Origin of the sequence: Paenibacillus sp. FSL H7-0942, assembly GCF_045040715.1 — a bacterium.
Taxonomy (GTDB): domain Bacteria; phylum Bacillota; class Bacilli; order Paenibacillales; family Paenibacillaceae; genus Paenibacillus; species Paenibacillus amylolyticus.
Map to the genome: position 1 here is coordinate 5,858,067 of NZ_CP150279.1, position 11,411 is coordinate 5,869,477.

Here is an 11,411-nt window from a genome sequence, read left to right on the forward strand (position 1 = left end):
GACTCATCCTTTCTTTTTACCAGAATTACCGCGCACATAATTGGCATCAAACAGGAACAGCTTCATAATCAGCACAAGCGAAGGAATGAGCACGAGTAGCCCCAGACTAAACGCTGTAATGAGCGCAATCCCCATCGTGCGATTCGTAAAGCCGTCGTAAATATTGATGTAAGGATACAGAATGTACGGAAGGTGGGATCGCCCGTAACCATACCAGGCAAAGGCAAACTGAAGCATGACAGCAACAAAACACCAACCTAGATATTTACTTTTCCACACCAGCGACACGGCAATGACAAAACAAATAAACGAAGCGATGAACATCCACGAAATATTCACCATCTGCTCAAAGTGTGCGGGATTCTGTTTGTTAATCTGCAGAAAAGCCAGAAAGCTTGCAAAAATGGTAGGCAAACTCCAGAGCAGCGCGTACTCTCGAAGCACCTCATATGCCGGCTCATCCCCCGCCCGTTTTGCATAATAGGATAGAAACATCGCCGAGATGTAGAGCACACTAACCAGTGCAAGCAAAACAACCGACCATGTATAGGGATTCGTCAAAAATTCACGCCAGCGAAAAAATACCTGATCGCCCACCTCTTCAATGATCCCGCCTTCGGATATTGCCAAAATGGTGGAGAACACGGCTGGAATCAGCAATCCCGTCGCCCCGTACAATGCCATATAGATCCGGCTGTTCTGCCCATGATTGCCATAGGTATTGTAGGCGTAATACACGCCCCGGATCGCAAGCAGTACAATGGCCAGGGAACCCGGAACCAGCAAAGCAGTCCCGTAATAAAAGGCGCTATCCGGATAAAACCCGACCAGTCCGACCACAAAAAAGATCAAAAACACATTCGTCACTTCCCACACGGGAGACAGGTAGCGCTGAATGATGTTATGAATTTTGTTCTCATGCCCGGTCAAAATGCTATAAAAGCTGAAGAACCCGGCGCCAAAATCAATCGAAGCAACGATCAGGTAACCGAACAAAAACGTCCATAATATTGCGATGCCTGCAATTTCGAAACTCAATGCACGATCCCTCCTTCAAGCCCCAGAGACTCTAGTTCCTTCTCTGCTTCCTTGTTACGGAACAGCTTGCTGAGTACCCGAATGCACGAGAAACACAGGATCAGATACAGCAAGATGAACAACACTAACATCCATCCTACCGAAGTTGACGTCGTGGCTGCTTCCGCCACCTTCATATATCCGCGTAAGATCCAAGGCTGCCTGCCAACTTCAGCGAACATCCACCCCAACTCGATCGCAATCATGGCCAGAGGCCCCAGCAAGACGATGCCAAGCAGCAGCCATTTGGGATAGGGCTTGCGCCCTGGCAACCACCGCCGCAGTACATATAACACAGGAATCATCAGTATAATCACTCCCGTTGTGACCTTCAGGTCGAACATATAGTGAATAGACAACGGTGGTCTCAGATCCGCCGGAAATTCTTCGAGACCCTTCACTTCCGTATCTGGTCGATTACCCGCCAAAATGCTAAGGGCATACGGTATCTCAATCGCATATTTCACTTCATTATTCTCATCCAAAATACCCCCATAGACGAGGGGTGCCTCTTTCATCGTCTTGAAATGCCATTCTGCGGCAGCCAGCTTCTCCGGCTGATATTTCGCGAGGAATTTACCGGAGGAATCGCCGATCATGACGGTACTGATGGCAAATACGAGCGCAGATACCGTCGTGAGTTTCAGTGCTTTTTTGTAATACACATGATCCCGTCCCCGAAGCAAACTGAAGGCGGCGATCCCCGCCAGAATACCTGCACTCAAGGTGTAGGATGAGGCGAGTACATGGGACACTTTGGTTGGCGTTGCCGGATTCAACATGGCAGCAATCGGATGGATGTCCTTCATGATGCCATTAATCAGGGTGAATCCCTGAGGCTGGTTCATGAATGAGTTCACCGTTGTAATAAAAATCGCAGATGCTGATGAGCCGAGAGCGACCGGAATCAACAGCAGCATATGCGTATATTTCTTTTTGAAACGATCCCACGTATAGAGGTAAATTCCAAGAAAGATCGCCTCTATAAAAAAGGCAAACGTCTCCATGAACAGCGGCAGGGCGATTGCCTGACCCGCTACCCGCATAAACATCGGCCACAACAGACTGAGCTGTAATCCGATTGAGGTGCCTGTAACAACGCCAACGGCAACGGTGATGACAAAACCTCGTGCCCACCGGCGTGCCAGCAAGGTGTAATGCATATCATTGGTTCGGAGTCCTCGCCACTCGGCCAAGGCAATCATAAGTGGAACACCTACACCGATAGAGGCAAAAATAATGTGTACAAACAGGGTAAGGCCGGTTAGTATCCGGCTGAGCAAAACAGGGTCCAGGGATGACATGGTTACACTCCTCTTTCACATAATCGTTATGTACGACAGCAGTTACTCTGCTTGAACGTGTATCTCAATAACTCATGATTCGGATGATGCTCTTCACAACGGCATACAGCACAACCACAGCTGCAACCAGACAGACGATAATGAGTGTTTTCTCTTGTTTACGGAACATATACCTGCCGTCCTCCTTTTGCATGGGATGCAAATTATGGCTCTATAGACAGTTTGCAAAAGAAGTTGTTTTTTTATCCGGGGAAATTGAAAAACAAAAAAAGCCTTTCCCCTTATCACGCTCACGCGTTGAAGGGCAAAGGCTCTATTCGTAGGTCTCGTACATAAACTTGGTTCATAAAAAAAGTGAAATACATTTCTTCATCCAATCTTAAATTCACACCAATACGTCCTGCTTGGGCAGTCGGACCTTGAACGTACTTCCTTTGTCCGGTGCAGATATAAAAGTCAGCGTACCCTTGTGATCCTCTACAATTTTACGGGAAATGTACAACCCAATTCCTGTTCCACCAATCTGCCGATGATCCGAATTATCGACCCGATAGAATTTATTAAACAGCATGTCCTTCTCTTGCTCCGCAATACCTATTCCGTAATCACGCACATCAAGACATAACCATTCCTCTTCTTCCCATAACGTAACATCGATACGATCGGCTCCCGGCGAATACTTAACTGCATTGCCCACCAGATTATGCAGAACCTGAACCATCCTGTTCTGGTCAGCATAAGCAAAAAAGTCTCCATTAAACGTATGCACGTAGATACGTTGGGCAGACTTCATATTCCACTGTTCGGCAACCCCTTCTACCAACTCCACCAGCGGTACATACGTCATGTGGTAAGTCATACCTTCGTTGTCGAGGCGCTGAATATCCAGTACATCATCGAGCAAACTGCTCAGCCGCTTGCCCTCCGAGGAGATGGTCTGCATGAATTCCCGCTGTTGAGCTGCCGGAAGGTCATACATCATCATAAGTTCCACATATCCCATAATGGTGGCTACAGGCGTTCGAAGCTCATGAGATACCACACTGATCAGCTCATTTTTCATCCGATCCAGCCGTTCTTCTCCTGTTCGGTCACGGAACACCAGCAGAAACCCATGGTTTTTACCGGGGACATCCATCTGCTTCATGTACAAGGAAAATACACTTTTATCCACATTATTGAATATAAATTCGGTCTCGATAAACGCCGTTTCTCCATTCAGGAATGCTCTCGTCTGTTCCATCAGATTGAAGTTGTCCGTTAATACCATCGTATCAATGGCCTGCGCCAAATCTTCAATGGATCTGCCCATAAAATCACCCAAACCAAACATCTCTTCTATCCTTCGGTTGACGATAGTTATGGTCCCTGATCGATCAGACATCACGAGCCCTTCTCGTACAGATTCAATAAATTGCTCACTGATATCTCGCTGTTCCTGAATGGCAATCTTCTCATTGAACAACTCCGAGTTCAGCTTCTCCAGCGCAAGGGCATGACGTACACGATCTTCTTCTGCTCTGGTCCGCTCCGTAATATCCTTAATAAACAGGTTATATAATGTCTCATTTTTGCCCAACTGGATCTCAACAATTTTGTACTCAATCGGAAATACGGAACCATCCCGTCGGATACCTGAAATTTCTTCAACGATGGTGTATCTTTTACCTTCAACATATTCAAATCGCTCCAGCAAATTCTTGATCTCCTTGCAGCTGGCCCCTTGAAAAAGAGATGGCGCTTCCTTGTGCAGGATCACTTCTTCCCGACGCAATCCAAACATTCTTTCAGCCTCCGGATTAAACTCAACGATCAGCCCATTGGAGTCCACAGCGATAATCGCATCAATAGAGGATTCAATAATGGCACGTTTGACCTCTTCACTATTCTTGAGTTCCTTGGTACGCTCGATAACCCTGTCCTCCAGCGTTAACTTGTCGTGACGAATCTGTTCGAATTGTTCCAGCAGCACATCGGCCATTTTGCGCAAATTACCAATCAGGATCTGTACTTCGGTTACATGGCTGGTTGGCCACTCCATCTTCCCATTTCGAAACAGCAGTCTCGGAAGAGAGCCTGTCATTCGGGTCAGTCTTAACAGCGGGCTAACAACCTTACTGCTGAGAGGAGCCGCTACGATCATGGAAGCCACGATGATGATGAACAGGGATTGCAGCGTGGTCAGATAAATGGATTCGATTCGGGGGTAATACTCGGACGAGTCAGTCACAATGAATACCCGATAAGGTGTTAACCTTGTCATTTCTGCTTCATAGATAAAAGAGGCTTGTTTCCAATGATTCAATACATCGCTGTAATGGATATTTGCGGAACTTAACAGAATGAGGTTATCCCTCGACTTCAGAAGACGGAATCTGTCCATGTCCAGATACTCGCCCACCTGTAGTGTATTCAAACCAGAAGCGACGACTGTATCATTGCGATTCAGCAGAATCACATTCACACCCAGTAGATGATGATAACGCGCCATATTCTGATCCATATTCTCAGAGGTAACGTACTCTTCATCAAGATCCTGAACAACCGCAGTTGCTGCATATTTCATATCACGTAATATGGCATCATTCATTTGCCCCAATTGTCTGCGGCTATCTGCGGATAACAGTACGAGAGAAACAAATACCACAAAGGCGACTACGTATTTAAACGCAATTCTTGTTAGTGGAATGGTTCCCATGCGTTTTGACTTGTGTTCACCCGTGGTGATCCAAAAATCAACTACAATTCCCGCAATCAGCGCATTCACCATACCAATCACAGCAATATACATATACTCATACTTCAAATCGTCTATATTTAGACCCAACATAAAATGCCCGCCATAGATAACAGGAAGTAACATCACTACCCAAAAGACAGCATTAGCCTTGATTAAGCTACCATTCTTCCAGCGGATCTGCCAACCGAGCATCCAAATTAATTCCATGAAGTGGGCAAGCATGACAGTTAAATTGTGCGGCACAAAGCCGACAAAGACGGTATTCAGGAGATGGATAACTGTAAGGGTGACAAATCCATAGATGGCCCCATGCAAACGAAGAGCAATGAGTGCTGCCGCGCTACCAATCATAAACTGTACACCATAGAATAAAGTAAACGGAAAAATAGTGCTTAGTGAGCCCAGGATGATCAGAATGCTGGTCCCAATCCAGGGTATTCTCAGCTTCAACACGACCCAATCCAGCATTTGTCTTGCCTTTATACGATCCATAAGCAATTGCCCTCATGGATCATTTTTTCTTCTGTTTTCAACAACAACGTTGGTTCCCCCTATAAACTTAAGCGGATACAATATTACTTTTTTCCCCTTAACTCGTTCTGATCCATTATACTGTAATTAGTACTTGGTGTAGCTTTGGGAAATTCTGATTGATCGGCAACCAAACTACATTCATGCTAGAATATTGAAGTTCACTCAAAAAGCTTATTTCTTCTCTACATATACATCCTATATTTTGGGATAGAAACATTAAAAAATTTGCGGCATTTATTCGCAATTCACCTTGTTTTTTTAGCATTTTCTTAACATATTATTTTCACCAGGAGTGTGACCCTATGACTATCAAAGTACTTCTTATAGAAGATGAGAAAAATCTGGCCGACATGATTGCTTTCTTTCTTGAGGAGGAAGGATACATCACTGAACGGGTTCATCATGCCCGCGAGGCACTTCAACTGTTTCCACAATTCCAGCCGGATATTGTTGTAACGGATCTCATGCTTCCTGAAATGGATGGAAATGATCTCGTAGAAGCCTTTCGCCAGCACTCCACTGTGCCCATTCTGATGATCTCGGCAAGCACCATGCTGAATGATCGACTTCGTGCATTGCATAATGGTGCGGATGACTTTCTGTGCAAACCATTTAGTTTGAAAGAGTTGGATGCCCGGATTAAAGCACTGCTGCGAAGATCAATCATTTCCTATCAGGATAAACCGGTAAAAGAAGACAAGCAGGCAGAGGTTACTGGACATGTGAATGTGAATGAGTACAGAAGAACCCTGTTTGTGGATGGCGTTGAAATCGAGGTTACTCATATTGAGTTTGAGATTATGAAGGAATTGTACCGCAATCCGGGTAAAGTGTTCACCCGCAATGAACTGATGGATCGGATCAAAGGCTCCGAACGCGCCTATCTGGATCGTACCATTGATGTTCATATCTCAAGTCTACGTAAAAAAATTGAGCCTGACCCCAAGAACCCACGTTATATTAAAACGGTTTGGGGAACAGGCTATAAATATGTGATCTAATACGATCGTAACGCTTGAAAGTTAAACACCTTTGGCCATATCCCTCTTTTATCTCATGGATAAGATGGGTGGTATGGCTATTTCTGATTTATGGACAGACGACGAATGAAACCAATTTTCCATATCCTTGATTAGTTGATTCGGGTCTTGCTCGTTCCAGAGAATCATCTTCATCTCACCCGTACCTGTAATTTCTTGCAGGTGACGCTTCCGAATAAGGGATTGGAAATCCGTAATGACCAGTAACGGAAGTTGTGGCATAAAAGCCCGAATGGCATTTGCTGCTGACACCGCTTCTTCGGCAATCTGATAATCAACAATACAATAACGGGCATTTTCCCAACTTCCCCGATGTGTTTCTATCGCTGAACCAGATGTTGAGTCCTCAATCCAGTTCCTGAACAATTGAATAATATTCTCATATGCAATACGACGTTTTCCATCCGAGAGCACGGTAATGGGTTCCATAGGTATACCTCCAGTTGATTCTTATCTTTATTGTGCCAATTTTCGTTTAAAAATGTTTGTGCGTGAACATGAAAGAAGTGTTAACAAATTTCGCACTTCTTCACATTAAGTGTTAGACACGTCCACTTCACTTCTGGATGATTTCGCAGATTCCACACATTGATGTAAAATAGAGAAATACCCGTGTGATTTAATTTACGGGAAGTTAAAGATGAATCTGGTACTATAGGAGGTTACATTGATGAATATTGTTTCCATTGAACCAACACCGAGTCCAAATACGATGATGTTACATCTCGATGAACGTCTGGAGGACGGAATTCGCAAAACATATACACTGGACAACGAACGATCTGCTCCGGCGTTCATTCGCCAGATGCTTCATATTCCCGGTGTAAAGAGTGTGTTCCACACAACAGACTTTGTCGCACTTGATCGTAAAGGGAATGCCGACTGGTCCGTTATCTTGGGCGAAGTCCAACATCGCCTTGGACAGCACGGCATCGATCTGGACTGGATTGAATCCGAAGATGGTTCAGGCGAGCACTTCGGAGAAGCACAGGTATTTGTACAATTCTTCCGAGGTGTACCGATGCAAATTAGGGTCAAGGCCGGGGTCAAGGAAGAACGAATTTCGTTGTCAGACCGCTTTGTCAAAGCCGTAACAGAAGTCGCCAGTGCAACGATGATCAAAGAACGTAAATTGAGTGATTACGGTGTTCGATATGGTGAATTGCCTGATATTGCACGTGAAGTCGAGCAGGAATTGGAAGCCGCTTACCCGCCGGAACGGCTGGAGCAAGTCATTAAACAGGCCATTGAACATGGTACCAAATCCGAAGAGTTTGTCGAGCGCCGCCGTGAATTGGATGGAGCCGAACTTGAAGAGGCTCTGCGAAACGAAGACTGGAATGTTCGCTATGCGGCATTTGACAGCATGGAGCCTACGGCAGAAAGACTGCCTCTCGTAGCCCATGCCTTGCATGACAACAAAATGCAGATACGTCGCTTGGCTGTCGTATACCTGGGTGACATTCGTACACCGGAAGCGATGGAATTACTGTATGAAGCACTTCAGGACAGCTCTCCTGCGGTACGCCGTACTGCCGGGGATACCTTGTCGGATATCGGTGATCCTGCCGCCACTCCAGCCATGACAGCTACGTTATCCGATAAAAGTAAACTTGTACGCTGGCGTGCAGCACGTTTTCTCTATGAGGTCGGAACTGAAGAAGCAGAACAAGCGTTGCGCGTTGCAGCCGATGATCCTGAATTTGAAGTCAGCCTGCAGGCCAAGATGGCTCTGGAGCGGATCGAATCGGGCGAACAGGCTGCTGGAACGGTATGGCAGCAGATGGCTGGCCGTAACAAAAAAGAGGAATAGTCGTCTCTCAGACCTCATATCCAACAATTGTTATTGCACTGGAAAACCATGCGCGTTATACTGATTGTCTGTTTACTAAACAGGACACACGGTGTTAAGTTGTGTTGTTCATAATTTCATAGACAATAGATACACCTCATCCATTGATGGTGAGGTAGAGGTCGCGGGTGCGATCAGTACGCTGATGGAGGCGCTAAGGAGCCGCTTATGAGATCAGCCGAAAGGTGTACCCGCCGAAGCTCGCTGGACGTTCCTTATACGGTCCAGTGAGCTGGGGCTGCTGTCGAAAGGCGCAGAACTGTCACGGAAGTACATTTCCTTTATATAAGGTATGAATTCTTCTGTGTTGAGCTATCTTAATCATCTGGGACATGGTGCGGACATTGAAATATTAAAGACCGCAGGCTGATGCCTGTGGTCTTTTTGTTTTTATGAATTCAAGTATCGCAAACATCAGTATATCGAATGAAGGAGTGTTTCCATGCAAGACCGCAGTAACCCAACAACAACTGGACCTTCCCTGAAAAAAGGATTACGCGCACGCCATATGACGATGATCGCCCTCGGTGGCTCAATTGGTACCGGGCTGTTTCTCGCAAGTGGTACCGCCATCTCAACCGCAGGCCCTGGTGGAGCATTAATTGCCTATGTGGCCGTTGGCATCATGGTTTATTTCCTAATGACCAGCCTTGGTGAGCTTGCTACCTTTATGCCGGACTCCGGTTCATTTAATACGTATGCCGCACGTTTTGTCGATCCTGCTCTCGGGTTCGCCATGGGCTGGAACTTTTGGTACAACTGGGCGGTAACCATTGCAGCAGAGCTTGCTGCCGCTACTGTACTCATTAAATACTGGTTCCCCGACAGTTCATCCATGTTATGGAGCTTATTGTTCCTCGTGCTGATCTTTTCCTTGAACGTGTTGTCTGTTAAAGGTTATGGAGAGTCCGAGTACTGGTTCGCCATTATCAAAGTCGCTACTGTTATCATCTTCCTGGCCGTTGGTGTGCTCATGATCTTTGGTATTATGGGCGGAGAAGCCGTTGGTTTCAGCAACTTCACCATCGGTGATGCGCCCATCCATGGCGGATTCTTCGCTGTGCTTGGTGTGTTCATGGCTGCTGGATTCTCATTTCAAGGTACCGAGCTTATCGGAGTAGCTGCCGGTGAAAGTGAAAACCCGCGCGAGAATGTCCCTCGTGCAATTCGTCAGGTATTTTGGCGCATTCTGATTTTTTACATTTTGGCGATTACCGTGATCAGTTTGATCATCCCGTATACTCATCCGAATCTGCTCAAAGGTGACCTGGAAAATATCGGTGTCAGCCCGTTCACACTGGTGTTTGAGAAAGCTGGCCTCGCCATTGCGGCTTCCGTCATGAATGCCGTTATTCTGACTTCTGTACTCTCTGCCGGTAACTCAGGCATGTATGCTTCAAGCCGGGTTCTCTATGCCCTTGCCCGTGATGGTAAAGCCCCTCGTTTCCTCGGCAAGCTGAATAAAAAAGGCATTCCAATGAATGCACTTTTGCTTACAACAGCCGTTGGTATGTTGGCATTCCTTGCCTCCCTGTTTGGAGATGGGATTGTGTACACCTGGTTGTTGAATGCATCCGGGATGTGTGGTTTTATCACTTGGCTGGGTATCGCTATCAGTCATTATCGCTTCCGTCGTGCATACGTTGCACAAGGCAGGGATCTGAGCGATCTGCCTTACCGTGCACGCTGGTTCCCGTTTGGGCCGATCTTTGCTTTTGTCCTGTGTATCATCGTGATCATCGGACAGAACTATCAGGCATTCACGGGTGATCAGATCGACTGGAGTGGAGCCATCGTTGCCTACTTGAGCGTACCCCTGTTCCTGGTGTTGTGGCTCGGTTACAAATGGATCAAAAAGACCAAAGTGGTGCCGCTGCAGGAATGTGATTTCACACCTACGGATTCACCAGCTGATAAATAGTGGCTATTTAGTAAAACCTCCCCGTGGCGTTGCAGTTTTCCTACTGTAGTGAAACGGGGAGGTTTTGTTTTGGGTCTACTCTTTCCCTGATCAATTCCTGTACGTCCTTTCGTCCCTGTCCATATTTTGTATAGGTCGGTAAGTAGAATAGAGAAAGGTATACTATTTTTCTTGGACAACGGGAGTTGATGTATAATGAAAAAATTCTCTATTCTGCTCGTTCTATTGGGCATCCTGATCATCAGCTTTCCTTTCCTGCGGGAAACGTATTATGACTGGCAGCAAACCCGTGTCATGAACGATCTGGAGCAATTGCAAAACGGCTTGTCTAAGCTTAATCACTCCTTCGAACAAGGCATACAGGATGCAGTTTCTGCCGAGCCAACTACTGACAATACAGGTACAGTGCAAGAGGCCTCCTCGGATACGTTGGGGGTACTATCGATTGACAAGATTGATGTCCGTTTACCGATTCTGGAGGGTGCAACGGAAGCCAACATGAAGGTAGCTGCAACCCATCTTGTTGAAACCACCCGTATCGGGAACAAAGGTAATGCTGCCATAGCGGCTCATCGCGCCCACAAAAAAGGACGGCTGTTCAATCGTCTGGGAGAACTCCAGATTGGTGATTCTATGGAAGTCACCCTGGCAGATCGAACGATTATCCAATACAAGGTAGATCAGATATCCGTTGTGGAGCCAACTGACTTATCTGTGCTGGAGGATCCCGGGCTTGGACAGGTCCTTACCTTGATTACCTGTGATCCACTCGTCAATCCAACACATCGCCTAATTGTAAGAGCTATTGCAGTGAAACCAACTGTTACGGGGACCTGATCCTCCCTAAATATCACCCAAAAATACCCTCTAGCATATTCACACGTCGACGCTAAGTCTTCGTAGTGATTGCTAGAGGGTATTTCTATCTACACACGATGAATTT

Annotated in this window: 8 protein-coding genes and 1 riboswitch; of the genes, 4 read left to right on the top strand and 4 right to left on the bottom strand. The window is 46.2% G+C overall.

Going from position 1 to position 11,411, the window contains the following annotated elements; genetic code table 11:
• Positions 1–3: 3 nt before the first annotated feature.
• The 3 genes from MHI48_RS25940 to MHI48_RS25950 form a co-directional block, all read right to left on the bottom strand.
• Positions 4–1,038, bottom strand: coding sequence for a cytochrome d ubiquinol oxidase subunit II (locus MHI48_RS25940; protein WP_076328904.1), 1,035 nt, complete (start codon positions 1,036–1,038; stop codon positions 4–6).
• Positions 1,035–2,381 (bottom strand): cytochrome ubiquinol oxidase subunit I, encoded by a 1,347-nt coding sequence (locus MHI48_RS25945; protein ID WP_036606964.1) that lies wholly within the window; start codon positions 2,379–2,381, stop codon positions 1,035–1,037. Before MHI48_RS25945 ends, MHI48_RS25940 begins: the two co-directional genes overlap by 4 nt.
• A 385-nt stretch (positions 2,382–2,766) precedes the next feature.
• Entirely contained in the window at positions 2,767–5,613 is a 2,847-nt protein-coding gene (locus tag MHI48_RS25950; RefSeq protein WP_076328903.1) for an ATP-binding protein, read from the bottom strand.
• 344 nt (positions 5,614–5,957) lie between these two features.
• Between MHI48_RS25950 and MHI48_RS25955 the strand changes: the two genes are divergently transcribed.
• Positions 5,958–6,656 (top strand): response regulator transcription factor, encoded by a 699-nt coding sequence (locus MHI48_RS25955; protein ID WP_017692253.1) that lies wholly within the window; start codon positions 5,958–5,960, stop codon positions 6,654–6,656.
• Between the two features lie 48 nt (positions 6,657–6,704).
• Here the strand turns inward: MHI48_RS25955 and MHI48_RS25960 are convergent, their stop codons facing one another.
• Positions 6,705–7,124 (bottom strand): hypothetical protein, encoded by a 420-nt coding sequence (locus MHI48_RS25960; protein WP_076328902.1) that lies wholly within the window; start codon positions 7,122–7,124, stop codon positions 6,705–6,707.
• A gap of 241 nt (positions 7,125–7,365) precedes the next feature.
• Between MHI48_RS25960 and MHI48_RS25965 the strand changes: the two genes are divergently transcribed.
• The 3 genes from MHI48_RS25965 (at position 7,366) to MHI48_RS25975 (ending at position 11,305) form a co-directional block, all read left to right on the top strand.
• Complete coding sequence (locus MHI48_RS25965) at positions 7,366–8,508, top strand: virulence factor (RefSeq protein WP_076328901.1); 1,143 nt, start codon at positions 7,366–7,368, stop codon at positions 8,506–8,508.
• 147 nt (positions 8,509–8,655) lie between these two features.
• A riboswitch (Lysine riboswitch) is annotated at positions 8,656–8,870 on the top strand.
• Positions 8,871–8,989: 119 nt separating this feature from the next.
• Positions 8,990–10,468, top strand: a complete 1,479-nt coding sequence (locus MHI48_RS25970; RefSeq protein ID WP_076328900.1) for an amino acid permease — start codon at positions 8,990–8,992, stop codon at positions 10,466–10,468.
• 195 nt (positions 10,469–10,663) lie between these two features.
• Entirely contained in the window at positions 10,664–11,305 is a 642-nt protein-coding gene (locus MHI48_RS25975; RefSeq protein WP_047841584.1) for a class D sortase, read from the top strand.
• The last annotated feature ends 106 nt before the right edge of the window (positions 11,306–11,411 follow it).

Excerpts from the sequence above, each read along its gene's own strand:
- MHI48_RS25945 (WP_036606964.1), bottom strand. The coding sequence starts at position 2,381 with ATGTCATCCCTGGACCCTGTTTTGCTCAGCCGGATACTAACCGGCCTT.
- MHI48_RS25950 (WP_076328903.1), bottom strand. The coding sequence starts at position 5,613 with ATGGATCGTATAAAGGCAAGACAAATGCTGGATTGGGTCGTGTTGAAG.
- MHI48_RS25955 (WP_017692253.1), top strand. The coding sequence starts at position 5,958 with ATGACTATCAAAGTACTTCTTATAGAAGATGAGAAAAATCTGGCCGAC.
- MHI48_RS25960 (WP_076328902.1), bottom strand. The coding sequence starts at position 7,124 with ATGGAACCCATTACCGTGCTCTCGGATGGAAAACGTCGTATTGCATAT.
- MHI48_RS25965 (WP_076328901.1), top strand. The coding sequence starts at position 7,366 with ATGAATATTGTTTCCATTGAACCAACACCGAGTCCAAATACGATGATG.
- MHI48_RS25970 (WP_076328900.1), top strand. The coding sequence starts at position 8,990 with ATGCAAGACCGCAGTAACCCAACAACAACTGGACCTTCCCTGAAAAAA.
- MHI48_RS25975 (WP_047841584.1), top strand. The coding sequence starts at position 10,664 with ATGAAAAAATTCTCTATTCTGCTCGTTCTATTGGGCATCCTGATCATC.